At 43.9% G+C, this 26,306-nt stretch carries 26 protein-coding genes and 3 pseudogenes; 15 read left to right on the plus strand and 14 right to left on the minus strand.

Going from position 1 to position 26,306, the window contains the following annotated elements; all coding sequences use genetic code 11:
* From H539_RS0109555 to H539_RS0109575, 3 genes are all read right to left on the minus strand, one after another.
* Positions 1–247, minus strand: a 247-nt coding sequence (locus H539_RS0109555; protein WP_026693347.1) for a transposase, incomplete at its 3' end; no start/stop codon positions are given.
* Positions 248–1,096: 849 nt separating this feature from the next.
* The gene (locus H539_RS32795; protein ID WP_245602150.1) at positions 1,097–1,324 is read right to left on the minus strand and encodes a VOC family protein; all 228 of its coding nucleotides are present in this window, start codon (positions 1,322–1,324) and stop codon (positions 1,097–1,099) included.
* Between the two features lie 81 nt (positions 1,325–1,405).
* Positions 1,406–1,795: a hypothetical protein gene (locus tag H539_RS0109575; RefSeq protein WP_026693349.1), complete on the minus strand. Its 390-nt coding sequence runs from the start codon at positions 1,793–1,795 to the stop codon at positions 1,406–1,408.
* 196 nt (positions 1,796–1,991) lie between these two features.
* Between H539_RS0109575 and H539_RS32055 the strand changes: the two genes are divergently transcribed.
* On the plus strand, positions 1,992–2,207 hold the full coding sequence (locus H539_RS32055; RefSeq protein WP_162144708.1) for a hypothetical protein: 216 nt from the start codon (positions 1,992–1,994) through the stop codon (positions 2,205–2,207).
* Here the strand turns inward: H539_RS32055 and H539_RS33425 are convergent.
* Positions 2,130–2,369, minus strand: a complete 240-nt coding sequence (locus H539_RS33425; protein ID WP_026693350.1) for a sigma factor — start codon at positions 2,367–2,369, stop codon at positions 2,130–2,132. The two genes, H539_RS32055 and H539_RS33425, sit on opposite strands and share 78 nt — an antisense overlap.
* A gap of 830 nt (positions 2,370–3,199) precedes the next feature.
* Between H539_RS33425 and H539_RS0109585 the strand changes: the two genes are divergently transcribed.
* Positions 3,200–4,867 (plus strand): peptide ABC transporter substrate-binding protein, encoded by a 1,668-nt coding sequence (locus H539_RS0109585; RefSeq protein WP_026693351.1) that lies wholly within the window; start codon positions 3,200–3,202, stop codon positions 4,865–4,867.
* Positions 4,868–5,058: 191 nt separating this feature from the next.
* Positions 5,059–6,102 carry a metallophosphoesterase gene (locus tag H539_RS0109590; RefSeq protein ID WP_081415839.1) on the plus strand — a complete coding sequence of 348 codons (1,044 nt, stop codon included), beginning with the start codon at positions 5,059–5,061 and terminating at the stop codon, positions 6,100–6,102.
* A gap of 29 nt (positions 6,103–6,131) precedes the next feature.
* On the opposite strand, the gene H539_RS0109595 is transcribed toward H539_RS0109590, so the two are convergent.
* The 3 genes from H539_RS0109595 to H539_RS0109605 form a co-directional block, all read right to left on the minus strand.
* Positions 6,132–7,703, minus strand: coding sequence for a phospholipase D-like domain-containing protein (locus H539_RS0109595; protein ID WP_026693353.1), 1,572 nt, complete (start codon positions 7,701–7,703; stop codon positions 6,132–6,134).
* A gap of 79 nt (positions 7,704–7,782) precedes the next feature.
* Positions 7,783–8,433 carry a winged helix-turn-helix domain-containing protein gene (locus H539_RS30115; protein ID WP_051348524.1) on the minus strand — a complete coding sequence of 217 codons (651 nt, stop codon included), beginning with the start codon at positions 8,431–8,433 and terminating at the stop codon, positions 7,783–7,785.
* A 93-nt stretch (positions 8,434–8,526) separates the two neighbouring features.
* Entirely contained in the window at positions 8,527–9,780 is a 1,254-nt protein-coding gene (locus H539_RS0109605; RefSeq protein ID WP_051348525.1) for an MFS transporter, read from the minus strand.
* A 176-nt stretch (positions 9,781–9,956) separates the two neighbouring features.
* On the opposite strand from H539_RS0109605, the gene H539_RS30715 reads away from it, so the two are divergent.
* Both H539_RS30715 and H539_RS0109615 read left to right on the plus strand, forming a co-directional pair.
* The gene (locus H539_RS30715) at positions 9,957–10,085 is read left to right on the plus strand and encodes a DUF4177 domain-containing protein (RefSeq protein WP_081415835.1); all 129 of its coding nucleotides are present in this window, start codon (positions 9,957–9,959) and stop codon (positions 10,083–10,085) included.
* Between the two features lie 83 nt (positions 10,086–10,168).
* Positions 10,169–10,579, plus strand: a complete 411-nt coding sequence (locus H539_RS0109615; protein ID WP_026693355.1) for an SMI1/KNR4 family protein — start codon at positions 10,169–10,171, stop codon at positions 10,577–10,579.
* Positions 10,580–10,631: 52 nt separating this feature from the next.
* Here the strand turns inward: H539_RS0109615 and H539_RS0109620 are convergent, their stop codons facing one another.
* Positions 10,632–10,853 (minus strand): hypothetical protein, encoded by a 222-nt coding sequence (locus H539_RS0109620; RefSeq protein ID WP_026693356.1) that lies wholly within the window; start codon positions 10,851–10,853, stop codon positions 10,632–10,634.
* Positions 10,854–11,229: 376 nt separating this feature from the next.
* Complete coding sequence (locus H539_RS0109625; protein WP_026693357.1) at positions 11,230–12,465, minus strand: helix-turn-helix domain-containing protein; 1,236 nt, start codon at positions 12,463–12,465, stop codon at positions 11,230–11,232.
* A 453-nt stretch (positions 12,466–12,918) separates the two neighbouring features.
* Here H539_RS0109625 and H539_RS0109630 point away from each other — a divergent pair, with 453 nt between their 5' ends.
* Positions 12,919–13,974 carry a threonine aldolase family protein gene (locus H539_RS0109630; RefSeq protein WP_026693358.1) on the plus strand — a complete coding sequence of 352 codons (1,056 nt, stop codon included), beginning with the start codon at positions 12,919–12,921 and terminating at the stop codon, positions 13,972–13,974.
* Positions 13,975–14,055: 81 nt separating this feature from the next.
* Positions 14,056–14,295, plus strand: a complete 240-nt coding sequence (locus H539_RS0109635; protein WP_026693359.1) for a hypothetical protein — start codon at positions 14,056–14,058, stop codon at positions 14,293–14,295.
* Between the two features lie 146 nt (positions 14,296–14,441).
* Here the strand turns inward: H539_RS0109635 and H539_RS0109640 are convergent.
* A pseudogene (locus tag H539_RS0109640) lies at positions 14,442–14,588 on the minus strand (MFS transporter); the annotation flags it as partial.
* 127 nt (positions 14,589–14,715) lie between these two features.
* On the opposite strand from H539_RS0109640, the gene H539_RS28200 reads away from it, so the two are divergent.
* The 5 genes and pseudogenes from H539_RS28200 (at position 14,716) to H539_RS30120 (ending at position 19,249) form a co-directional block, all read left to right on the plus strand.
* Positions 14,716–15,585: a phosphatase PAP2 family protein gene (locus tag H539_RS28200; RefSeq protein WP_035322277.1), complete on the plus strand. Its 870-nt coding sequence runs from the start codon at positions 14,716–14,718 to the stop codon at positions 15,583–15,585.
* A 64-nt stretch (positions 15,586–15,649) separates the two neighbouring features.
* A complete protein-coding gene (locus H539_RS28205; protein ID WP_051348526.1) occupies positions 15,650–16,060 on the plus strand; it encodes an NUDIX hydrolase in 411 nt (136 codons plus the stop codon).
* A 160-nt stretch (positions 16,061–16,220) separates the two neighbouring features.
* Positions 16,221–17,580: pseudogene (locus H539_RS28210) on the plus strand (preprotein translocase subunit SecA); the annotation flags it as partial.
* Between the two features lie 63 nt (positions 17,581–17,643).
* Positions 17,644–17,883: pseudogene (locus H539_RS30720) on the plus strand (SLAP domain-containing protein); the annotation flags it as partial.
* Between the two features lie 220 nt (positions 17,884–18,103).
* The gene (locus H539_RS30120; RefSeq protein ID WP_051348527.1) at positions 18,104–19,249 is read left to right on the plus strand and encodes a polysaccharide deacetylase family protein; all 1,146 of its coding nucleotides are present in this window, start codon (positions 18,104–18,106) and stop codon (positions 19,247–19,249) included.
* Between the two features lie 345 nt (positions 19,250–19,594).
* On the opposite strand, the gene H539_RS0109675 is transcribed toward H539_RS30120, so the two are convergent.
* Positions 19,595–20,323 (minus strand): ZIP family metal transporter, encoded by a 729-nt coding sequence (locus tag H539_RS0109675; RefSeq protein WP_026693362.1) that lies wholly within the window; start codon positions 20,321–20,323, stop codon positions 19,595–19,597.
* 117 nt (positions 20,324–20,440) lie between these two features.
* Here H539_RS0109675 and H539_RS0109680 point away from each other — a divergent pair, with 117 nt between their 5' ends.
* Entirely contained in the window at positions 20,441–20,770 is a 330-nt protein-coding gene (locus tag H539_RS0109680) for a four-helix bundle copper-binding protein (protein WP_026693363.1), read from the plus strand.
* A 279-nt stretch (positions 20,771–21,049) separates the two neighbouring features.
* On the opposite strand, the gene H539_RS31425 is transcribed toward H539_RS0109680, so the two are convergent.
* Positions 21,050–21,166, minus strand: a complete 117-nt coding sequence (locus H539_RS31425) for a YetF domain-containing protein (protein ID WP_245602151.1) — start codon at positions 21,164–21,166, stop codon at positions 21,050–21,052.
* 499 nt (positions 21,167–21,665) lie between these two features.
* On the opposite strand from H539_RS31425, the gene H539_RS0109700 reads away from it, so the two are divergent.
* A complete protein-coding gene (locus tag H539_RS0109700) occupies positions 21,666–21,905 on the plus strand; it encodes a hypothetical protein (RefSeq protein ID WP_035322278.1) in 240 nt (79 codons plus the stop codon).
* 567 nt (positions 21,906–22,472) lie between these two features.
* Here the strand turns inward: H539_RS0109700 and H539_RS28230 are convergent.
* Positions 22,473–24,704: a transglycosylase domain-containing protein gene (locus tag H539_RS28230; RefSeq protein ID WP_245602152.1), complete on the minus strand. Its 2,232-nt coding sequence runs from the start codon at positions 24,702–24,704 to the stop codon at positions 22,473–22,475.
* 370 nt (positions 24,705–25,074) lie between these two features.
* On the opposite strand from H539_RS28230, the gene H539_RS0109710 reads away from it, so the two are divergent.
* Positions 25,075–25,344, plus strand: a complete 270-nt coding sequence (locus tag H539_RS0109710) for an IDEAL domain-containing protein (RefSeq protein WP_026693366.1) — start codon at positions 25,075–25,077, stop codon at positions 25,342–25,344.
* Between the two features lie 433 nt (positions 25,345–25,777).
* Here H539_RS0109710 and H539_RS0109715 read toward each other — a convergent pair whose 3' ends face one another.
* A complete protein-coding gene (locus H539_RS0109715) occupies positions 25,778–26,230 on the minus strand; it encodes a hypothetical protein (protein WP_425414704.1) in 453 nt (150 codons plus the stop codon).
* Between the last annotated feature and the right edge of the window lie 76 nt (positions 26,231–26,306).

Consider the following 26,306-nt stretch of genomic DNA (forward strand, 5'->3'; position numbering starts at 1 on the left):
TCCGAGGAACTTTAAGACGCAGCTTTCCTGAGGAAACAATCATTTCTCTTTCATAGTAGCCATTTCGGTAATCCGTACGGTTTGATGACCGTTCATGGGAACCGGCCTGGATATACTGATCCCTTTCTGTCTCCATGTACTGATTTAAGATAAGTACCAAGGAAGACTTCACAACATCGTTCAAGTCAGATTGTCCAATCTCAGCTTTAAGTTTATCGAAATCTAGTGTAAAATTAATTTGGGTCATCATCAGATCCTCCTGTGAATGTTTCTCGTGGTTGAAAACATTGTAACATGGAGGGCTGATGTGGCCCTTTTTCTTTTTACACAATTATATAGACTTAATCTCCATGCGGCATTTAACGGTAAAATCTGCAGAGGGAAGTCGGGGGCGGCTATCCCCGAAATGAAATAAAGGGAGAAATTCCCGCTAAATAATAAATATCATAAAAATAAGCTGAAATAGAGGGAGAAATTCCCCTTATTGACTCAAAAAATTAAAAAAGGGGGAGTTTTTCAAAGCATAACGGTAAAACCTCCCCTTAATTTAACCCTCAAGGAGCTCCACTCTGCATTTAACGGTAAAATCTCCCGTTATTTAGCCGTGCAGTTTACTAGATTAAGGACGAGGGATGAAGAGGGAAGCCGGGGTCTTATACCCTATCTGGAATAAAGGGAGAAATTCCCGCTAATTAGTAAATATCATAAAAATAAGCTGAAATAGAGGGAGAAATTCCCCTTATTGACTCAAAAAATTTAAAAAGGGGGAGTTTTTCAAAGCATAACGGTAAAACCTCCCCTTATTTTAACCCTCAACAAGCCCCATCCTGCATTTAACGGTAGAATCTCCCGTTATTTTAGCCTTACAGATTAATAGATTAAGGCCAAGAGATGCAGGTGGCCAATCCCTTTTCCCAAAGACCCAAAAAAAGCCGCCATCCCTTAGGATAGCGGCCACTCAAGTCAGCCTGTACAAATCATGATGATGTTTCCGTCAGGGTCCTTGATGGTGAAGAAGGATAAGTCGTCGAATGTGATGATGTTTGAGTTCATTGTGCAGTTGAGTGCTTCGGCATGTGCATAGGCGGCCCAGATATCATCTGTGTGCAGGTTTGTTTGGGGGGCTGAGGGGCTTGACCCCGTCCGGATCTGCATCCAGTGTGATGCCGGTGTGGCCTTCCACGTCCAGATTGAATACCGGCAGGCAGATTTCCTCTTTATTCAGCTCCTGGCCAAGCAGTTTGGTATACCAGATTGCAGCTTCCTCAAGATTTGAGACATGGATAAACACGGTGTTCATTTTGTTTTGAATCGGACTTTTCATGATTTTCACACTCCGTTAAGATATTTTCACCTTATATAACGGAGATTCAAAGATAAAAATATACGCGGGAACCAAGAAAATTTAAAAAATATGCTGAAAGTTTTCTGCGTTCAACTTCAACCCAAGTTCTTCCGCGGCAAGATTCAGCAGCTCCCAGGAAAAACAATAAAATTTCCATCTCACGATACGGTCTTCTTCATCTTCAAAACTGTGAATATTATTCAGACATAAACCATCATGCCTTTGCTCTATTTCCACCACCACATTTTTTCCCCACAGACGATAATAATAGGGAAAGATGTCTCCCTTAGCCTGACAGGTTTCCAGCCAGTCACGGAGAGAGTTCTTAATCGTTTCTTTCCTGCCATACTCCACTCCGGCATGGGTAATTTCAGTAACAACATCTTCATGCAGAAGGGAGGCAATCAAGCCGGGATCCTTATTTCTAAATCCCTCCAGCAGCACATCCATTGTTCTTCCACAAAAGCTTATTTGTTCAAATTGCCTCGAATATCTATGGATTGACCAGCACCGAAAGAGAAAACTGGATTTTTCAGACGGTTTTTCGATTGATCACGTTCGTTCAAAATTTCTGAACAGCGAGTTTGAACTGATGGAGAATCTGCAGTATCTCGCTTAGCAGCTGACTCCGAAGCAGTATATCTCCTTGATATTAGTCTATGTGCTGAGATTTACAGCTGCCGAGGCAGGCCAGATCATCGGATCCACCAAGGGAGCGGTGTCTGCCTGTGTCCAGCGTGCGAGAGAGGTTTTACGGGAAGCACCCCAGAACTCTGAGGCTGATTTAAAGAAGAATGCTCAAAAGATTGATAGTACTATTCAGCTCCTGAAAAACTTTCGAGAGCATAGAAAGAGACTTTAGTAGAGTTTCCTGGACTAAATCCTCGGCATCCCAGGGAGAATTCGTTAGCCTGTAGCAGTAATACCAAAGATCTTTGCGATATGGCTCGATCTTTTCTTTATACTCTTTTTCAATTCTCCGCAGGTCTTCACCAAGAAAAGATAAATTGTTTTCAGTGCCCATTTCCTGCCTCCAAAGCTGCTTTTTTATGGATGAATAATTTAATTTGGGATTTTAATGAATGAGCCGATCACCAGCCCCTGCCAGCGTGCCGGGCGCCTTTGTTTTATACCGCTGAAGAAAAGCTATGATATGAATGATCGCCCCTATGTATCTGTCTTTTCGGATAATGCCGCCTTCATATTTTTTTAGTGAAAATATACCATGGATGGGAAGCGGGATGAAGACTAAATTTCAAACCTAACCGGTAGAACCTACATGATGCCTCTTCTAAAAAAGTTCCATCTTGTACCAAAAATCATGTTGACTATGGAATTAGGGATGCTTTATATTTAATTAAATAGTCTAAAGATTCAAAACTATTATGTTTGTTTTTATCGCTTCTGTCGAGACTGACCTCCCAGGCAGCGGCGGTATTAGCATAAAGGAGCGGTTCCTGACCTTCAGCAGCAGGAGCTGTTTCTTAAAAAGCAGTCCCTGTCCTTCAGCAGCGGGGGCTGTTTTTTTTATGTTTTTACTGAGCGGCCGGCTTCTTTTCCAGTTTCTATTTCGAGATTCTGAGACTAACTAGTTCCGAAACAAAATCCCAGCGGGTAAGCTCGCAGCTTCTAGAGTGGAAAAGAAGAAAAATGGACCTTGAGGATAAAAGTCCTGTGCCTGCCAAAAGGATGTATAACTTAAATCCTAAGAGTTTTCTTCCAAGTGGAATTTCTTTGTGCAAAATGAAATGAAATCTTGTACAAAAAAATGTATTGAAATTGTAACATTTTAAATTTATAATAAAAAACAAATCTTCAGAAAAATTTGAAGGTTATAAAAAGGGGGGTATTTGATTGAAAAAGAAATTATCGTTTCTTTTGGTCCTCGTGCTGGCTTTAGGTACGTTTTTAGCTGCATGTAGCAGCAGTAAAAACACGGCCTCGAACGAAGGCACCAAAAACAATGACGGCGGAGGAACCAAAACCACAGAAACTAAGAAAGAACAGGTGCTGAACTTATTGGCATCCGCAGAAATTCCGTCCATGGATTCTACTTTAGCTACCGACAATGTTTCCTTTAACGTTATGAATAACGTTTATGAAGGTCTATATCGTTTAGGACAAGACAATGAGCCTGTACTTGGCATGGCTGCTGAAGAGCCGAAGGTTAGTGCAGATGGAAAAGTATGGACATTCAAACTTCGTGATGCAAAATGGTCCAATGGCGACCCTGTAACTGCTAACGACTTCGTGTTCTCCTGGAGACGTGCTGTAGATCCGGCAACTGCCGCTGAATATGCGTACATGCTGTACGATGTGAAAAATGCAGAGGAAATCAACACTGGTAAAGCGAAGGTTGACACACTTGGCATTAAAGCAATCGACAACAAAACTTTGGAAATTACGCTTAAAAACAAGCTTCCATATTTTAAATCTTTAATGTCATTTGCGACATTCTTCCCTGAAAATGAAAAGTTCATTAAAGCTCAAGGTAAAAACTATGCTTTAGAAGCGGCTAATGGTGTTTACAATGGTCCTTTCGTATTAAGCGACTGGAAACATGAGCAAAGTTTCCAGCTTAAGAAAAATCCTACTTATTGGGATAAAGATGCAGTTAAACTTGAGACAATCAACTTCAACATCGTTAAAGATACAGCTACAGGCGTAAACCTGTATGAAACGAAAAAGGCAGACCGTGTTACACTTAACGCCGAGTTCGTTGATAAATACAAAAATGACAAAAACTTTGCAACTACTCCTGATACTACTGTTTATTTCCTTCGTTTGAATGAAAAGAACAAAGTATTGGCTAACCGAGATGCACGTAAAGCGATCGATATGGCATGGGATAAAAAATCCTTCGTTGATGTAATCCTGAACAACGGTTCTAAGCCTGCAAACTTCCTGGTGCCTCGTGCATTTGCTAAAGGTCCGGACGGCAAAGACTTCCGTGATACAAACGGCGACCTTTCCAAGCTTGATGTAGCTGAAGCGAAGAAGCTTTGGGCTAAAGCGAAAAAAGAAGCTGGATTTGATAAAGTAAGCCTTGAGCTTCTAAACTATGATGATGACAACTCCAAAAAGATCTCTCAGTACCTGAAAGAGCAGCTTGAAACAAATCTTGACGGCTTATCCATCTCAATCAAGCCGCAGCCGTTCAAGCAAAAGCTTGATCTTGAGTCTAAAGGAAACTATGACTTCTCATTCGCTGGATGGGGACCAGACTATCAAGATCCTATGACATTCCTGGATATGTTCGTAACTGGCGGAGCTCACAACCAAATGGGCTATTCCAACAAACAATATGATAAGCTGATCAATGATTCAAAAGGTCCTCTTCTTAATGACCTTGGTGCTCGCTGGAAAGCAATGCTTGATGCTGAGAAAATCTTGATGGATGATGCAGCTATCTCTCCAATGTATCAAAGAGGAAATGCATACCTTCAGCGTGAATACGTAAAAGGTATTGTTGACCACCCATTCGGAGGAGACTTCGGATATAAATGGGCTTACATTCAGTAAGCTGTCATCCAGAAAAGGATGCGCTAAATTGGCGCATCCTTTTCTATTTTTGTGAAGAAAACAAGATATTGGAAATCCGCTTCTCTCCTCATGTATGATATAAAAAAATCATCTATGTTAGGAGCTGGATTGTGAGAGGCCGTAATCGATTTATTACTATACTTGTTCTTCTCAACGTGTTGATCATTTATATGGGCTGGAATATCTGGAAGTGGCTTCATATGGCATTGGGATTTCAGCACCCGGAATGGTTTATCCTGATTTATGCTCTTGTCTCTTACGCCTATATCCTTTCGAGAAAATGGAAGAACCTGAAGCTGCTGCGTACAGTTGGATCTGTGTGGATGGGCTTTTTTCAATATGGCGTGCTGATCTTTCCGGCTGCGGATCTTCTGGTTTTAATCCTGATAGCAGCAGGTGTAACCCTCGAACATGCTGTGCTGTTTTCCGGGCTTGCTGCTCTTCTTGCTTTCCTGGTTCTTTTTGGTTTGGGTCTGTTTAATGCGTACAGCCCGGTTATCCGGAAATATGAGATCGAGGTGAAACACAAGAACTCTGGGAGGAAATCCATTCGAATGGCTGTGGCATCGGATATGCATTTCGGCTGGCTGTCAGGAGCGGGGCATGCCAGACGGCTTGTCCGGAAGGTGAAGGATCTGGAGCCTGATTTGATTCTTCTGCCTGGCGATATTATCGATGATGAGCCTGGCCCATTTGTGGAAAAGAAGATTGATCAGATACTGAAGGAGCTTCAGGCGCCGCTAGGGGTATTTGGCGTGCTTGGGAATCATGAATATTATGGCGGGGAGATCCCTGAATATCTGAACATAATGGATCGAATCGATATAAAGATATTAATGGACGAAGTAGTGAAGATAGATGAAGGGTTGTATTTGATCGGCAGGAAGGACCGCATGGACGCCAAGCGCAAATCCTTTCAGGAACTGGCAGAAAAGGTGGACCGCAGCAGTACAGTCATTTCCATGGATCATCAGCCTTATGAGCTGCATCAGGCTGAAGAGGCAGGGGTGGACATCCTGTTTTCAGGCCATACCCACCGCGGACAGATGGCACCGAACCATTTGATCACAAGGAAAATGTATGAGCTCGATTGGGGCTATAAAAAGAAAAATCAGCTTCATGCTTTTGTGTCTTCGGGCTACGGATTTTGGGGGCCGCCGCTCAGGCTCGGCAGCCGCTCCGAAATCCTGCAGGTCGATGTCCGCTTTATCTGACCCCGGACTTTGTAACGTCTGGGGCTTTTTTATGTGAACTTTTTGGTTACTAAATTTGCATATGTGCTCGGGTGAAGCAGCGGGTATTTAAAGAATAAGCTTGAATCCTTTATTTCCTTCGATACAGCCAGGTGACCGTCGATGAGATTCTTCGTACTGGATGCAAACTCCTTACCCTTTACTAGAACGCCCAGCTCAAAATCATGGCACGCGCTTCGTTCATTGATATTATAAGATCCGTGAAAGACGGCGTTCGCCCGTTTATCATAGGAAATTTTCCAATGGGAAAAGCGCCCTGTATGGCTGTAATCAAAAAAGGAAACTCCGTTTTCAAACGGCTTATACATATTGCTTTTTACAGCCGGCCGGTTTGTCAGATGATCATTCACATATAAGGGATTGCAGATGGTAATCCGGCCAGCCTGCTCAGGAGGAAGGCTTTTTAGTTCATCCCAGAATGCCTGGTCGATTAAGTAGGGATTGATGATAACGGCTTCGTCTCCGGCATAGGATATCAGGGATAAGTAATATTGCTGAATGAGATTTACCGGATTGCCGGGAAAGCTTGAGATAATGGTACACTCTTCTCTTCCAAAATTCAGGTCCTCATCGCTTTGATAAAAGGAATCGCCTGGTTTATAGACGTCCCCGCCAAGAACTGTCCATTGAAAAGCAAATACTTCATTCAATGATTGAGCAGCTGCGCCTCTAATCCGGAAGCAGCCATCCTGCCACTCTCCCTCCTCTCTGGGCACACCCTGTGGATTATCCTGTTGGACAGGCGTATCATACGTATATTGATCGCCGATATTCAGGCTGCCCACGATCGAGGTTTTCCCATCTATCACCATAAATTTTCGGTGATTAATAACATTTAAATCAACAAGATACTCTTCCTGGACGTAATCCTGGAGACACAGGGTGCTTTCAGGAACTCCTTTTTCTTTTAGTTCCTTCCTTTTTTGCGGCCACTCATCCTTGGGATAGCAGTTATGGAAGGTATTTACGATTTTGCAGCCTGCAGATGTAAGCCTGTCAGCAATCTTTTGAAAGTCGCCAACCTGAAGGCTTTTTTCGTACCCGATGGCTGTAACTCCGAAGTCCACCATCAAACGTACCTGGACTCCCCTTGATAAAGCATCAAGGAGTGCCTCTGAGACCATGGTTCCTGATGTGTCATTAAAAAACAGCATAACGGAAAAGTGAATATACCTCTGTGCCTTTTTAATCTCCTCTACAAGTAATTCCAGGCACTCGGGCCCGTTTATAAAAGCCTCAACTTGATTGTTCCAAGTAGTTTTTGGAGAGAGTGCTTCCAGTTTACGAAGATCGAGCTTTCTTACATGATGGGTAAGTTCTTCGATGGTCTTGTGATCGATGCCAGGGATGGAAAGGATTTGTTCATAGGTGGTGAATACGCCGCCAAGCTGCTGGCGGAATTTTGACGCAGCCTCAAAGGGGATGTGTGCTTTCGTGAAGGCTGCCGCTTCTTTTGAGTCAGTGACAACCTTTTCGATGGGTCCTTTGGAAAGGAAGTAGTTTAAGAAGTTGATCGTTCCGGCCTGGAGTGTTTTGTTTTGTTCTGGCTGAATAGTAGACATAAGCGTTCCTCTTTCTAAAACAGTAATACTATTCCATACCCACTTCTTCTAATAAAAAAACAGGCCATAGGCGGCCTGCTCATTCTTCCTCAGAATCTTCAGTCGGAGAGATTAACCCAAGTTTATCGGCATCCTCAATTTTATAGCTGATCAAAACATATTGATAGGTTGCCTCTTCCTCATCGGATTCCTGGGGAGGAAGCTCGGGCAAGGGCTCTTTGTCCATCCTGTTTTTCCCCATGGCCTGCATGATCGGTTCCATGGTTTTCCGCCATTCTATTCCTGTCATCCGGTCTGTGCTGCTATTGATCGTTACATTATAAGGGAGTCTTTTGTACTCCACTCCTGACTGCTTATCCTCCCTGACCTTCTCCAGTGCTTTTTGAAACAGCTTCAGGCCGGGATCGAGCCTTCGGTGGACCAGGGACATGGTCAGCTCCACTGAGTCGGATTGTTCGTCCAGATTGCCGCTGTAAACCACATCCTCAATATTGACAGCCCGGTAATATTTTTCAGTAAGATTTCCATGCTGCTTAGTGTCTACCACTTCCAGGAGCTCAAGCTTCATCATTTTTTTGACATGATAATAAAGATTTAAAGGATCCTCTCCCAGCTGCTCCGCCAAATATTTGACGGTAACAGGCTTATCCTGTGCCAGGTGCAGAATCCGGCTCCGTCTGGGATCAGACAGAACCTTCATTAATTCCATAGATGAAATTTTCCACTTCAAGATGATATCCCCCAACCATCAAAGATGTATGGGCTGCAGTCATTTCCAGATACAGCCATATAAATAAGAATACCATATTGACTTCGCACAGTCTTAATCAATTGTCCGGACAACCTTCACGGTTAAAAGAATAATCACGATCCAGAGAAGCAGGAGCATGCTTGAAACCAGCATGATGACGCTGATCGAGAGTCCTGCTGTCAGCAATGCCGCAACGAGTGCATACGAAATAGGTGTAAACCCGTTAGAGGCGGTAGACATCAAGCTCTGGACACGGCCCATCATCTCTGGCTCTACAATCTGCTGAGTGATGGAAGGTCCGATAATATTGCTGATGGCTAAACATACTCCAGCGGTGAAGAGAATGCCCAAGGCAGGAGTCGTGGAGTTCAGCTGGCTGACCGAACCATTCAAAATGGCCATCGTGCCGATCAGTGAAAGGCTCAGGATGGAGCGTTTCCGCTTAAAATTCACGATTCCCGTGAATAAGGCGCCGGCCAGCATCCCGATTGCAAGGGAGCTTTCAATTACGCTGAGGTCCATCACATCTCCGTGAAACCTTCCTTCAACAAGGAGAGGAAGGCCAGCATTCATGGGCCCAACCAGAAAGAGATTGGCAATAACAGAAGTAATCATGGATGTAAGGAGATATGGAACTCGTTTTACATAAAGGATGCCTTCTTTTAAATCCTTAAAGAATCCAGCCGTTTTTTTAAAGGAAGAGTTTTTCTTTGGTTCCTTCATGAAAAGTACGAAAAGCCCGCTGAGCATAATCATGATCCCGGCTGTGGCAAAGGAAGCTTTAAACGAGCCGAACTTAATGAGTGCTCCGGCAATAACAGGGCCCAGGAGAAAAGAAAGCTGATTGGTCGTTTGCAGGACAGAGTTGGCCCTTACTAATTGTTCCTTAGTCACCAGGGTAGGGAGGATTGAATTGCTTGCAGGCCAGAAAAACGAGTCAAGGATGCCAAAGATACAGGCGAAGACAAATAGGATGGATATGCTTGCCGCCCCCTGGAAAACAAGATAAGCAAGAACCAGAACAAGCAGGCCTCTGGAGATGCTGGAAATGCTCATGATGACCGACCGGCGGATCCTGTCGGCTGCGACTCCCCCAATGGCCATCAAAAGCACACGCGGAATGGTAGTGGCCATCAGGATTAAGCCAAGCTTCGCATCCAGATTCAAGCCTTTGATCACATACCAGGTCTCCGACATTAAATAAATCGAAAATGCAAAGCTTGATAAAATGGCTGCACCTGCCAAACAAAGGAACCTGGAATTTTTCCATAAAAGACTGAGAGAAACTGCCTGCTGCTCCATAGAGAGAGTTTTAGCCTGTTCCATATTTTTTCCTCCTGATCATTGGAATTAAATACATCATTGTAATTTATTACAGCGTTATAATTTATTCTATGACAGGATACATAAATTGTAAATATTTTTTTATATTTTTCTGACATTTATTAAAAAGGAAATTTTTTCTAAATTCATTCGTAGAAAAACTTATAGGAGGAAGGAAAATGAATACATACGAATATAAGACCATCAAAATTGAGGGTAAAGGATTTTTTAATACTTCTTACGAAAATGATAAGCTGTTGAATGAATATGGGGCAGAGGGCTGGAAGGTCACAGCCTCCTTTCCCTAGATGCTTAATGGGAGTGCAGTTTCGTTTCGATTTACTACACATTGATGAAAGAACATACTTGATGGATTGCTGAGGTGCTGTTCATGAAAGAAGTCAGAGAGCTGATTCACACACGAAAACAGGGAGTAAAGGAAATAGATATCCAAGCAGCAGAAGACAAACTGGCTGTGACTTTTCCCGAACAATATCGGGATCTATTTAAATTAGTCAATAACGCTGAAATCGGAGAATGGATTCTTTACCCTGTCAAAGATGAGGGAAATCCGAAATCATGGGATGATGTGGTCAGGCAGAATACAGAAGTCAGGGAAGATAGAATGCCAGGGGACTTTATTGCCATCGGAGAAGATGGGTCAGGAGATAAGCTTTGTTTGAAAACGAGCAATGGGATCATAGAGGACCAGATCTATCTCTGGTATCATGAAACGGCAGAAGTAGAGGATTACGCTGCCAGCCTTAGAGAATTTATTGTCAGAAAGACGGAAGAAGGATAAGCGGTTACCTGGTATGTAAAAAAGCATCCAGATGGGCTGGATGCTTTCATTATTATAAAATTTTGCCGGATAGTAAGACGCCTAAACAGTTATCTGTGACATCTGTCACTTCGCACTCTGTTAAAGCTATGTGTTTTTCTGCTTCTAATAGTTTGGCTGATTCCATGATTTCTTGATTGTCTTCGTAACTCTCAGTGATCATGATAAAAGAAAAATCGCCTCGGTCTGTTGATCTCTCTTGTTTAATTTGGTCTAATAAAAATCCCTTTTCCATATGATCCCCCTATTTTACTTTCTTGATGAAAGAAATATTTCCTAAAAATCTGCACTATGAGGCAGGAAGGACAAAGGTGCTTAAGTGTCAGCTTTATGAAATACCTGCTGGAGTTATCTACAATTCAATCATATCAGCTATAGGTCCATAGTCATATTGGGAAATATTCTGGCCATTTCAACGATATTCATATTTTTGAACACATAAAGGGAGACGGACAGCAGTCCTTTTAACTAAATGAGAGTTGGTATAGTTGGGAAACTTTTATGGGAATTTTAAGTTTCTATTTATTGGAAGCAGTTTTTTAAATATCTTAAGTAGTCTGGACTCCGGAGGCTGTAAGAAAATGGTTCGGAGCAGGACGGCTCCGAACCGATTAATTTTGAAACAGCTGCTGGCTTTTCTCCATATATGTAATGGCTTCTTTATACATTCCCTTACTCTTATAGTGTTTTTCCAGCACACTATAGAGCTCCTCGCCGTGGACCTTTTGTAAATTGTCTTTTTCAAGCATGGGAAGCAGGTGGTTTTCTAAATAATGAAAGGCTTCGTCTTCATTCTTGAATAATAATAAGTGATATTCAGCCAAGTGCTGATATTTTTTTATGCCCGATTTTTTGGCGAGGGTCTTTAGCTTTTTGAAAGCGGGAAAGCTGTCTTCCATATTTTCAATATATAATAAATCCGCGTATCCATACAGGCTTGTAAGATAATACGGACTTGCAGGATCCTGAAGTTCAAGGCTTAGTTTATAGTATTTTAAGGCCTCTCCGTTATCCTCCAGCTTTCTATAAAGATACGCCATATTATGATAGATTTGAGGACGCAGATTTTCCTGGTCTTTAAAAATTTCCAGGCTCCTCAATAAATGCTCATAGCAATCTATGGCCTCTTTGAAAATTCTCGTATGGGTATAATGGATGCCCAAAAGCATCAGGGTATGGATGATCCTGATAAAATTATAGTTTTCAGAGAACAGGGCAAGCGCTTTTTTGGCATAATGAACGGAAACACCCGGTTCTTCCTTCAGGCTCTTGGTCAGCGCCATATAATAATAAAATTCGCCGATATCTTTGGAAAGGAAATTGGTGGTCAATAGCTGCATAAACAGTTCTTCGGCTTCCTCATACTTATTCTCGGTCATAAGAAGAATGGCACTATAATAAGTGAAGGAGTAATGATCCTGCTGGGAAAAATTCTTTTTATTTTTTAAAAGCATACTTTTATGTTCTTCAGCTTTTTCAAGGTCTCCGCAAAAGGTGTAATACCTTAATTTCATAAGGGAGAACTGATTGATATAAGAAGAATATAAAATAAGCTCCTCCAATTCTTCTAAAGAGTTATAGATCTCCGCTGCTTTATCTCTTTGAATATAGATGATTGCCGTGTGCAGCTCATCCAGCAGCTTCCCTATTTTCTCTTCTTTTTCATGAACTTCTTTTAAATCTATATCCAGCTTCTCTAATAATAGTTTTAGAGTATCCTGATTCACTTCTTTTGTATTATTTTCTATTTTGCTCAAATGCGGGGTAGAACAAATTCCAGAGGCAAGTTCTCGCTGAGTGATATTTTTTCGAATTCGATAGGCCTTAATCAAGGAGCCCAGCTTCATAATAACCCTCCTAGTATCTCTACATTAAAAATATACCATTTGACAGGTGTAAAGAGGGTGAAAAATGATAATTTGTATTGGTTTAGGGGGGGATTACCGATATACTTTAAAAATCGATTTATGATTTGTCTATGTGAAAAATAGAAGTATAGGAGATTTGCCACGTTATCCTTTCTAAACAAAGATACAAAACGCAGAAAGAGAGTATTCAGGAATGCGGTTGTTAAATAAGAACAACCGCTTTTATGGCGTGTAAAAAAATTGAATCTAACCATACGAACAATGATAGCGTTTCCATTTGTAATCTGCACCTTTCCAGAAGTTGACACAGCTCTCTAAATGCACTAAATTTGTTTACAAAGTGGAGAATCGCTTTAAAGGAATAAAGAACTGTTGGAAGTCATGTGAAATCTATCACAACAAAACATGAATGCTGAGCTGGAGGGGATATGGATGGTACGGTTTGAAAATGATTATGCTGAGGGTGCTCATGAGCGGATTCTGAAACGATTGGTGGAAACCAATGAAGAGCAGACACCTGGATATGGGATGGATGAGCATTGTGAAACGGCCAGGGCCTATATTCGAAGAGCTTGTGAGTCAGAAGAGGCAGATGTACACTTTCTGGTTGGCGGAACACAGACCAATACAACGGTGATCGCGTCCATATTACGTCCGTATCAAGGCGTAATTGCTGCGATTTCCGGGCATATTGCCATACATGAAACAGGGGCTATTGAAGATACGGGCCATAAGGTGCTGACTGTTCCGAGTGAAGATGGGAAAATCCAGGCAGAACAGGTGAAAGAATTATGCGATGCCCACTGGAATGACGGAGGTCCTGAGCACTTGGTACAGCCTGGCATGGTTTATATTTCACAGCCTACCGAAAATGGCACCACGTACAGTAAAGCTGAACTGGAAGAGCTGAGTAAGGTCTGCCGGGAACTTGGGCTGCCGCTCTTTATAGATGGTGCCCGATTGGGCTATGGCCTGGTTTCTGAAGGAAGTGATCTATCCCTGGCAGATATTGCGAGACTCAGTGATGTGTTTTATATCGGGGGAACGAAGATAGGAGCCTTGTTCGGGGAAGCCGTTGTCATTATTAATGAGGACTTGAAAAAGGATTTCCGTTATTTCATCAAGCAAAGAGGCGGATTGCTGGCGAAAGGAAGACTGCTTGGGATCCAATTCGAAACCCTTTTTGAGGATGGCTTATACTTTGAAATGTCCCATCATGCCGTCGAAATGGCCATGAACATCCGCGAGGCATTTATCGAAAAAGGCTTTTCACTGCGATACGATTCCAAGACCAATCAGCAGTTCCCTATTTTACCCAATGATGTGCTGGAGAAACTCAGCAAAACGTACTCCTTTTCCTTCTGGGAACACATCGGCGATTCACACAGTGTGGTTCGGTTTTGTACCAGCTGGGCGACTAAAAAGGAAAATGTTAAACAGCTGATCGAGGATATCAAGGCGTTAGAAATGGAATATGCAAGCGTGTAAAAAACATTTTATAGAGATTGCCGGGAACGTTCCATCTGGCAATCTTTTTTAATGTTTATGCATGATTAAAGCAAGGAATCCTTGCTGGCTTTTCCTTATAAATATGCGGCAAATAATCTATTTTGGAATGAAGATAAGCTCCAGCCGCTCATACAGCGGATTAACGAGCGGTATGTCCATTCTGATACAAAGGAGAAAATCTACTGTTATATGCTCCGTATCTTCCTTGAGGAAATATATAATACAGTGATCCTCGATGAAACAGGCCATGATATAAATGGGTGGCGAATTGACTGCAAACGATTAGGGATCAATTCTTGAATCAGTGATCTCTGTTAAAAACAAAAAATCCGGCCGCTGCAGCGGCCGGATTTCTGTCATTAATGGGCATTGCCCTGTGTAAGTTTTTTCTTTTTCAAGGACTTCCTTTTTGCGTAATATCTCTGCTCGCGTTTGTGGAAGCTTTATTCAATTTCCTCTAAAGAACGGCCCTTGGTTTCAGGGACATATTTCTTAACAAAGATAAGGGACAGAACGCCGAATCCCACAAATATAAAGAAGGTGGACGATAGGCCGACTGCGGCATTGAGCACTGGGAACAGCAGGCCTGACTCAAGATTCTGAAGTGTCGGAGCCTGGTAGCCATTCATCCGTTAAAAATGTCTTTCCGTAGCGAACTTGTCCATGCCGAATCTTCTTATTGTGAATAAAATAGATTACTAGAACACATGAGGTGATGGGATGACACTTTATTCTGGGAGGGAACTGCCCTATTGGAAAAACCTGCCTTACGCTGGAGAGACAAGCCTTCCGAAAGGAATTGATCCAGCTGCAGGTTCTTGGCCGACCTTCTTTTTAAGAAGAAACAGCAGGGGAGAATTTTTAGATGGAGAGGGCCAGAAACTATCATTTAATCTCCCGCATCCATCGAAAATAGATTTTGCGGGAAGAGAATTGGAGGTAGTGAAAAAAGCGCTGCGCAATCTGACGCCGGAGCAGATTACCATTGCTGAATATTGGGGGGCAGGGCCGGCTACCAAGCAATGGACTCCAATCATTGACCGGCTCGTTGATACGTATAACTTATCGCCTGCTTATGCGGCAAGAGTATTGGCGGTGGTTCAGGCGGGGATTCATGATACCTTTGTGGTGACCTGGTATCTTAAATTTCTATGGCAGGTGCCGCGCCCGAATCAATTGGATCCTAAGCTTAGGACAATCCTCTGTACGCCGAAATTTCCAGCATACCCATCAGGACATGCGGCCATTTCAGGATGTGCCGAAGTGATTCTGAGCTACTATTTTCCGGCTGAAGCCCAAAAGCTGAGACGGCTTGCGGAAGAAAATGCGGTATCCCGCATTTATGCAGGCGTCCATTTTCCTGCTGATGGATCAGGAGGGCTTTCACTTGGAAGACAGATCGGACATATTGTGGTAGATCGGATTAAAAGAGCCCTCGACAAAAATGGGGATAGGATCGACATCCCTCAGCAAGAAAATCGAAGTGCCATTTTGATTCCGCCTCCATACCGTCAGGCCATTCCTTTCCCAAGAGGCAGGGACTGTTCTTCTCTCCTGGATCCGCGGGAGGACCCGGAAGCACGGTCATAAAATATTCAAATATTTCCCAGTGTATTTTTGCTATAATGAAAGCGGAAACCAAGGGGGAATATAGATGGAGAAATGGTATGGCTCAGCAGGAATTTGTATAGATCAAGAGGGACGGATTCTCATGGTGCTTCAGGGGAAAACGGAAGAGGAAAAGCGATGGACCATTCCTTCAGGCGGCCTGGAGACAGGTGAAACCTTCGCTGAATGCTGCCTCAGGGAAGTCTGGGAAGAAACCGGATATCGTGCAGAATTGATCAAGCCCTTATTCGTCAAAAACGGAACGTCCTATGGAATAGAAGTGGAGGTCCACTACTTCGAGCTTCGTGTAATTGGGGGTACAGCCGCTATCCAGGACCCAGATGAACTGATCCATGAGATTGCCTGGAAGCATCCTCATGAACTGGATGAGCTGGTTTTGTCCTTTCCGGAGGACCAGGGATTCTTGATGGATTATGCAGCAGGAGTCCACTCATAGGATGAACAGGAGCGGCCTTATGGGTCGTTTTTTTATGGAAACAATCGGGGGTAAACGAGACAGTAAATTGTTGTAGTAATTAGTACCATAAAATAAAAATATTACATAATATGATATAATTATACTAGATACACACTTATTGGTACGGGAGAGACGCGGAATGATTACTAGAGTAAAAGAACTGTTTAATGACAGTTCCAAAGACCTGAAGAAATTACAAAAACAGGTTTCTCAAGTGAATAAACTAGAATCTAAATATGAGAAGTTTTCTGATGAAGAGTTAAGAGGAATGAAGGATCATTTCATAGAGCTTCTGGGGCAGGGAAAAGCCCTGGAGGATATAAGTATAGATGCATTTGCTGTGGTCCGGGAGGCGGCTAAGCGGGTCCTTGGCCTACGTCATTATGATGTGCAGCTGATCGGGGGCTTTGTGCTGAATGAGGGAGCATCGCCCAGATGAATACAGGGGAAGGAAAGACCCTGGTCGCGACCCTGCCGAGTTATCTGCATGCCCTTGAGGGGAAGGCGTCCATATCATTACGGCCAATGAATATCTTGCGCGCCGTGATAAGGAGCTGATGGGCAGTGTTCATGAATTCCTGGGACTGACTGTGGGTCTGAATATTTCACAGGTTTCCCCGGAAGAAAAGGCAGAAGCATATAAAGCGGATATTACATATGGGACGGGAACGGAATTTGGTTTTGATTTCCTCCGCGACAATATGGTATCAAATCTGACAAGCAAGGTGCAGCGCGGCCATCATTATGCCATCGTGGATGAAGTAGACAGCATCCTGATTGATGAGGCGAAGACGCCGCTCATCATTGCCAGCAAAAACAGTGATGGAGCGGATCTGTTCAATATTACGGCCGGTATCCTGAAGGAATTCAAGGAAGATGCCGACTATGAAGTGTTCCATGAATCCAAACAGGCCCATTTGCTTGACCCGGGAGCGGCAAAGATTGAGGCTGCGTTTGGAATCGATAATCTCTATGATGCGGAGCACGGGGAACTTCTTCACCATATCAGCCAGTCGCTCAGGGCCCAGGTTCTGATGCATAAGGACGTCGATTATATCGTGAAGGAAGGAAAAGTGGTCATTATTGACGGCTTTACCGGCCGGATCATGGAGGGGCGGACCTTCAGTGAAGGTCTTCACCAGGCGATCGAGGCAAAAGAGGGGCTTGAGATTTCGGAGGAAAACGAAACACAGGCGACCATCACGATCCAAAACTACTTCTGCCTCTATGGGACATTATCCGGGATGACAGGAAGCGCAACTCCTTCCAAGACCGAGTTCTGGGAGACGTACCGCTTGAAGGTCATCACCATTCCGACGAATAAGGATATCCAGAGAATCGATTTGGAGGACCTGGTCTTCCAGCGCACCGAGGATAAGATGAAGAAGATTCTTTCAGAGGTTAAACGCCTGAATAAAGAAGGACGTCCGGTGCTGATCGAGAATCAGATCAGTGGACTGCAAAAGGAAAAATTGACGGAGCTTATGGCCGGCCTTCCGCGTCTTGCTCCAGGTGAAGTCAACTTCATCGGAATTGAAGCAGTCTGAACAGGAGATGGTTCGTTTGCCGTCACCGTCCTGATCCGGAACGGAAGTGAAAAGACGATCAAGCTTGAACAGATTCCCCTTATTGAGGAGGATGCTGCGGGAGATGTGATCTGTAAAGGAAGCTTCAAACTTGCGGATTTCCAGGTAAAGGGAAACACGAGCAAGCCATGGACCTTTATTTTCCCGGCGTCACTCGTAGAAAAACAAAGTCCTGATTTGAGCAGCTGGAAGGTCTATCCGCCGAGTGCACAATAACTTGATTGGTTTTCGTAAACAGCCTTTCTAAAAGATCGAAAATCGTAGGCAGCTGATTGGCTGGTGACAGCAAAGATGGGAGCCGCCTTGCGGAAAGTCATAGAATAGAAGAAATCAGGCTGTTAGGACAGCTTAAAGTTTCATAACCTGATAACAGAAGCAGTAGTTTAACAGTTTTATAGAGGCAGCATTAAAAAGGAAGAAGGACAGAGCAGGGGAAATGAGACAAGGAAAATGGTTTAAAGTATGTGTTGTGATGCTGGCCTTGATTGTGGTTTCCGTTATCGGGATACGAATGAAAAACAGCAGTGTACAGGCAGAAAAACGCTTGGTTCAAGAACAAAACAAACCGCTGGAAAACAAGACGGATGCTACTCACCCGGATCTGTTTGAAAACAATCTGGTGAAGGCAGAGAAATCCAGGACGCCCGCACCGGCTCTGGATGAAGGATATGCTGAAGCAGTTTCTGAGCCTGCCAAAGAAAAACCGGCTGTGGCGCCGGCACCTCCAAAGGCGGCCGAGGCTTCTAAGCCGGCAGCAGAGCCAAAGACACAAGCGGTACAGCCTGCTCAAGAAAAACAAATGGCCGCTGTTCCGAAAGCACATCAGCCCCAGAAGGAAGAGCCTGCTTTGGACCAGGCCCAAAAGCCTGCCCAGAAAGGGGAACAGGCTCAGAGCGGAGGGCAAAAGCCTGCTTCGGTTCCATCCCAGGTTAAAGAGCCTGCCCCAAGGCAGCCGGCAAACGTACAGCCTCCTAAAGCCGGCAGTAAAGTCATTTATCTGACCTTCGATGACGGGCCGAGCAGGGATACGCTAAAGCTCATCGACACGCTCAATGCCTATGGAGTAAAGGGGACTTTCTTTATGCTTGAGCCGAATATGCGCAGCTATCCAGGCACCATTTCTGCCTTGAAAAAGAATGGAGAAGTTCTTGGCTTGCATGGGGTCACACATGATGCGAAAAAAATCTACAGATCGCCGCAGACGGTCGTCACTGAAATGACGGCCGCCCAGAATACGCTAAGAAAAATGACCGGAATCAAAACGAACTTAATCCGCACACCCTACGGCTCTTCTCCTTATATGAAGCCGGATTATATGAAAGCCGTTAACAACGCTGGATTCAAATTATGGGACTGGACCATCGACACCAATGACTGGCGATACAAAAACGGAGAATTTGTCAGTAAAACCATCAAAGATCTTGAACACTATCCATACCGGACTGCTCCTCGTATTCTTCTTATGCACGACAAACAAACAACGATTGCCCATCTTGGCGAGCTTCTCATCTGCCTTAAAAAGAATGGCTATTCCTTTGGCCTTTTGAATGAAGGCATGAAGCCATACAGCCAGGAACATTAAAAGCTCCATTTGAGGGCTTTTTTTTCTGCCGTAAATTAAGGGTTTAGGGTACCGCGTAAACAGGAATAGACCCCCTTAAAGGTGATACATCTGATGAAGATTTTCACTCAAGCGCATATTGAACGGTTTATCTTCGAGGCTGCCTTGGTATTTTTAGGACATTTCCTGATCTCGCGCGGATTGATTTTTATCGCCAGCAGAAGCAGCCATTTTAAACAGAGATTCTTAAAGGCTTTTCATTCCTTTTTAGGCTGTGACCTTTTATGGGGTCATCCTTCTATTTTTATTTCTATTCTCCAAGGAAAAATATAAGGATTAAAAAACTCGCTTGACGCGAGTTTTTTCTTACGAAAAGTGGTCCAGCACGATGGATGCCAGCAGGCCCAGTGCTGTAATCAGCCCTGTTGTAGGACCGCTGTCTTCATACGCTTCAGGCATCATGGTCGAAGCGATCATGGCGATGATCCCGCCGCCGGCAAAAGCTGCAATGGCTGCCATGATGGCATCGGACGCTCCATCCAGGAAAAAGTATCCGCTCCAGGAGGCAAACGTAGAGATGGCCAGCACCATAATCCACATGAGAAAGATTCTTCCTTTTGAATAACCGCTGCTTTTCAGACCAAAAGTGCTTGAAAGTCCTTCAGGAATATTGCTGATGAAAATAGCCGCTACGAGCAGGAAGCTGACGGTCTGTTTTTCAAGGAGGCTGGCACCAATCATGATAGACTCCGGGATCGCGTCCATGATGGTCCCGATAAAAATGGCGATCCCCCCGCCTGCCGCCGCTTTTTGTCCCGATCTTTTGCGCTGGGAAGCCCCTCTTTTAGAAACTATGTAATCAAAAAGAGTAAACATTACAGCTCCTAATAAAAATCCAATGCTGGTTGCCGTGATTCCTCCCTCATCGAGCGCATCTCCAAGAAGCTCATAGGAGGCCGCCCCGATCAGGACTCCTGTGCCAAAGGCCATGATATAGCCAATCAGTTTCTTTCGAATCGGCAAAAACATGGCGCCCAGTGCTCCGAGCAGTACAGCTGATCCTGAAATTCCTCCCCACAATGCTGCATTCCACATAGGAACCCCTCCTTTCATCTTTACAACTACCCTCTGTTGGACTTCTACTAAACAACCGGTTTATTTCTAAACTCACAGGATAAACAGATATAGAGAACCTAAAAAAGGAGGAATTCGATGTCACACGAAAACTATCAATCGCTTATCCAAACTCTGCATGAATGCATGGAGGCGTGCAATCACTGTTTTGATGCCTGCTTATCGGAGGACTCTGTAAAGATGATGGCGGAATGTATACGATTGGACAGAGAATGCTCGGACTTCTGCGGATTCTTTGAACAATCCCTGAGCAGAGGAACTCCATTTGTAGCAGAATTAGCCAGAACCTGTACAGCAATCTGCCAGGCATGCGGCAATGAGTGTAAACAGCACGATCATGACCACTGCCAGAAATGCGCGGATGCTTGCTTTAAATGTGCAGAAGAATGTATGCGCCTTGCCGCTTAATAAGAAAACGGGACTGGATTTCATCTAGTTCCGTTTTTTTATAGTAACCAGAACAAGGCTGAAAGGAAAATTACTCCTGACACAGATAAAGGAGAGCGGGAAAAATCTGATGGATCGTTACCGATAGCCTACTGTAGCCTAGGCGGGGGAGGAATCTGGTGGCCCTCCTGGATTTCTGTGAAAATGGAACTCGGTGTCTGGATGCTTTGCTGGCTTGCTCCCAGTGCTTTTTAACAGAGCTTGAAGGTCCCCTTTTTGTTGCGGGCTGTTTTTCAGATTTCAGCACATAACCCAATTTCCCCCGCTGACTTCAATCGCTGCATGATCAACATCTGAAATATTGGCTACTCCGGCCTGCCGAAGACGTACCTCCAGTTTATCCACAGTAAGCCTCATCCTTTTCAAGTTTCCTTCATTAAGATGACCTTTTTCAATAACATTGACGGGCCTGCCTTAAATAAGACTCTCACATCCATTTACTTTCAGCCCGAAGAACTCAACCTCCAAAAGCGTTAAAACCAGTACAGCCGCAATAATCAAAGTTGTACCCAGCCCCTCACAGGCTGTAAGGTGCCGAATGAAATCATGATCACGGATTTTCCGGTATCGTCATTTGCGCCAGTAACCTTCTGCCGCTGATACGCAGCAGGAAAGTTGCCACAATAAAAATTAATATCATCTGCCCGATCCATGTTACTAGTCAGTGTGTGCGGATTGTGCGGTGGTTTATGCATATTTCTGGAGAATTCATTGGGAGAGGAGCTCCGGCTGATATATAAAGGAAGCTTTTGAAGCAGATACAAGCGGAGAGATTCCCCCCTTTAACATAATGAATTCAGCCTGAATATAGTGTGGAAAAGAGTGTGGAAAAGGAAGCAAAGTAGGAGGGATGGACATGGTTTTATTTGGCCAGACTGTAATCAACTTAGTCAGCCTCGAGGTTGATGTGATCGATCGAGGGGCTTCATTAACCCTTGGGCCCAATCAGTATGTGGATGTATTAATGTCAAACAAGCAAAACCAGGGATTTGGCGAGCAAAACGGAACGAATGGAACTGCGGATCATACGGTCATCATATTGAGCGATGAAGATACCAATGACAGCAGCGCCGTAAAAACAAGTGCAGGAGATTGAATGGATAATGCCCACTTATCCCCATAGTTGTTCACAGCTGTGGAATATATGTTTGGTTTTCGGCGGCGGCCCTGTGGATTGGGGATAACTTTTTTATCATTTATCAAATGAATTGTGCGCAACTTCAGAACGTATTGACTATTTACACACATATCCACAGGCTGCTTCTTGATTACGACTTTCTTAGAACTGGGAGGATGGGGATAACTGGGGGCAGACTGTAAATGAACTTGGACGCAGCTGGGTTTCTCGGTATATAAATGGAAATGGAAGCACAGGGAAACAGGCTGAGGCTGGGAGCGGTGTCCATTAGCGGAGTCCCAAATCCAAGTTAGGACAACTTCAGGCGGGAACCGGGGAAAGTAGTCCGAAGGCAGCCAGGGTTCGGACAACTTCAGGCAGGAACAGAGAGAAGTAGTCCAAAGTAAATAAGAGTCCGGACTACTGCAGCTGGGGATCGATGCAAGGAATCCAAAACACGATCGAGCTGAAAACAAAGGTGCCGCCATAACAAAAGGGATCCAGAATGAAACATTCTGAATCCCTTCCGCCTGAGAATCTGGCTGGTTACTCTCCATGCCCATTCTCATTTTTATTTTGGACGTTCGTGTCTTTCTTACCTTCTTGTTTTTTCATTTCCTTGCCTTTATCTTTAGGGTCTTTACCAGGGTTATTATTGTTTGGTTTTTTCTCATCTGGTTTGCCGTTTTTCTCTTTTGGAGGCGGCGTCTTTTTGTCTTCTGGTTTTTTATCTTTTTCTTTTTTATCTGGTGCTTTTTTCGCTGCTTCTTTTTTCTTTGCTTTCGGATCTGGAGGAATGACGTCTGGTGCTGCTCCTTTAATATAGAGTTCATTCCGGATCTTCAGGACAGATGAAGGCTGTGTGAATGTTCCGTTATAGCTGTATGGTAGCATCATCTCTTTGAAGATGGTGTGCGATACTTTGGTTTCCGCACGGCCCATGTAATTTCCGTATCCGTTAGCGGGATAGCCGGTCCAAACGACTGTTACGTAATTGGTGGAGTAGCCGGCAAACCAGCTGTCGCTGGTGGCGTCCTCCGGGTATCCCCATTTTCTTATGACGGAATCATCAAAATTGGTTGTCCCCGTCTTTCCGGCAATATCTGCGCCGGGAATTTTTGCCACTGTTCCTGTCCCATTTGGTGCATTGAGGACGCCGCGAAGTATGTCTGTGACCATATAAGCTGTATAGTCGTGCATCACCCGCTTGGGCTTGGATTCAAAGCTGATCTCTTTTCCATTCGCAAGGACAACCTTTGATACAAAGTGAGGCTGATTGTATACCCCTTTGTTTGCGAAGGCGCCGTATGCACCGGCCATTTGTACCGGGGAAACGGGATTGCTTCCTATTGCATAGGACTCATACACACGGTTGTTTGGATAAGAAATTCCAAGTGACTCGGAAAATTTCTGTGCCTTGGAAGTACCCACCTCCTGCAACGTTTTCAAAGCAGGGATATTTCTTGATTCAATCAAGGCATTCCGGATGGACATTTTGCCTTTATAATTTTTCACCGCATTCCGGATTGGATCACCGGTCGAATATTCGTAAGGTTCATCCACCAGCTGATGGTAGGTAGACCAGTTCAGATATTCAATGGCCGGCCCGTAATCAAAAATCGGCTTGAAGGTGGACCCTGGCTGGCGCTTCAGCGCTGTCACGAGATTCCGTCCCCGGAAGGTTGTCTTATATTGATTCCGCCCGCTTCCAATGGCACGGATGGCACCCGTTTTGGCATCCATAAAAGTGAAGGCCGTCTGGAATCTTGAGTTCGGATATTGAACCAATCTTCCGGAAATAATGGAATCAGCACGCTGCTGTGCCTTCTGGTCGAGAGTCAGATAAATCTTCAGACCGTCTTTTGTAATATCCACATTTTTTAGTTTTGCCTCGACCTCATTCACAGCCGCATCTAAAAAGGCTTGATATGGCATGCCGGATTGAGGCTTTTCCTGTACCAGTCCCTGTGTGACGGGTACCTCTTGGGCTGCCTGCATTTCACTTTTCGTAATATAGCCATGCATGTTCATCAGCTTAAGAACGATATTCCTTCTCTTGGTCGCCGCATCGATATGGTCCTTCTTGGAAGGATCGTAGGCATTTGGACTTTGAGTCAGACCCGCAATCATCGCGGCCTGAGGAAGAGTCATTTTATCTAAATGACCCACATCCAGTCCGTAATAATTTTTGGCCGCTGCCGCAACTCCATAAGAACGGTTTCCCAAATTGATTTTATTGAGATACATGGTAAGGATTTCTTTTTTGGAATATTGCTTTTCGAGCTGATAGGCCAAATACCATTCCTGGATCTTTCGCTTCACGGTTTTTTCAGGAGTGAGGATGGAGTTCTTGATTACCTGCTGGGTGATCGTGCTCCCGCCCTGGCTCCCATAGCCGCCTGTTAAATTGGCCAAAATGGCTTTTGCGGTCCTCTTTATATCGACACCGTGATGGGAATAAAAACGGCTGTCTTCTGTTGCGATAAAGGCGTGTTCAAGAACAGGAGGGATCTGGCTGTATGTGATCTTGGTCCGCTGTTGATTGCCATATTCATGTAGAAACTGGCCGTTTCGGTCATAAAACTTAGAAGAAAGAGGGTCAGCGAGCTTCTCCTTTGTGATCGTTGGGGCCGCCTTTACTACACCATATACGAAGGTCCCGGCAATTCCGCCTCCCGCGACCACGAGGATCAGGACCGCAAGCACAATGACTCTGAATAAAAGCCAGGATCCATGTTTTCTTTTCTTCTTCTTCTTTTTATTTTTATTTTCTGCCACCCGGCGTTCTTCCCGAGTTTTATAGGCTGTTGTCATGCTGTGGGTCCTTTCTTAGATCAATGATCTTTCTTGATGAAAAATATAATAGATAAAAGCAGAGGAATATTGAAAGACTTATTGTACCGTAAAATTAGAAATCTTTCAGGTGTTGTGTGTCTATGAATCGATAAAGAGGAAAATAGACTTACAATCTGGCAAAATTCTCTTTTCCTCGTTTTGGGTGACGATAAAATTTTTGGGATTTAGAGATGAGGATTCCAATGAAATAGGAAATTCCTGATTTTTGGGATTGCTTCTATTTAATTTGTTATTTTCTGTGAAAACGGGGTAAGTAAATAGAAATACCAATAACGGAAGGCAGGGATACAGAATGAAACGTGAATATAAATTTAACAAAGACAATGATTTATACGGAAAGCAGCTTTCGGATTATTTACTTGATAAAGAAGTGGTGACAACCAACAAAATCCTCTCACAAAAATATACCGAATACACACAAGGAGCCAACCGCATCATAGCAAAAGTACAGCGCGAATTCCTGGAAAACAGACGCACCGTTGAAATCGACAAAGCACTCGACAACAAAGACGAAGCACGCTTCCTTGCCCTCACTTCCGATGGCTGGCAGAAAATCATCTAAGCAGGGGGACTGTCCCTATTTCCCGGGGCAGAAGCCTTAATATATAATATAAGCAATTTAAAACAAAAGCAGGTGGAGAAACTATCTCCACCTGCTTTGTTTTATTGGGCTCATTTCTTAATCCGGCAATATAATAGAGGGAAAAATTCCGCTTAATTCGTCAGGTTGAGTAAAAACAGCGCCAATAAAGGGAGAAATTCCCGCTATTGATTCCAAAAACGCAAAATTTGTTGGATTTTACTTCCATAACGGTAAAGCTTCCCCTTATATCCGCTAAATCAAGCTCCTTTCTGGATTTAACGGAAAAAACTCCCCTTATTTTACTTTTGGTTCCTCGAGTAATCCCTGATAAATAAACACTTTTCAGCATGTAACAGAAAAAAAGGGACTGCCCAGAAAGCCGTTTACCTGACTTTCTGGACAGCCCTGTTTCTCAGGTGAAATCCGGCCAATTGATTTGAAGTTCATCGCCTTCGATTTGCTCGAGTGTGCGGTATCGGAAGGGCAAAAGCTCGGATTCGTCCTTTTTTATGAATTCCTTTGCTACTTCAAAGGGAAGAAGTTCGAATTGGTCTTCTTTTTCTGAAATGAAATAAGCACCGGCTATTTGGCCATGGTTGGTTAAGTCCAGGGTGAGGAATGCTGGGTAATAGGTTTGGTCACTTGCCTCTAGTATGGCTTTTGCGGTTACTGCTGATCCGTCCGGCTCGTGCTCAACAGAATCATTACTAATCTTATCCAGAACCTTTAGAGCCCAGCCAGCTTTTTTATAACCCCAAATGACTGGTTTTCCATCTGTCTTATCCTCCATTACCACATTGAAATCTAAAACGAAATAACTGAATGTCAGCTTCAGGCATAACGAATTATATAACTTTAGATACAAAGTATCTTTCTAAAGAATATTCAAAAAATTCTTCTATTGTTTCTATTTGGAAGCACTCCCCGCACACCAAAAAAGG

It is taken from the genome of Peribacillus kribbensis DSM 17871 (genome assembly GCF_000430765.1).
GTDB lineage: Bacteria > Bacillota > Bacilli > Bacillales > DSM-1321 > Paraperibacillus > Paraperibacillus kribbensis.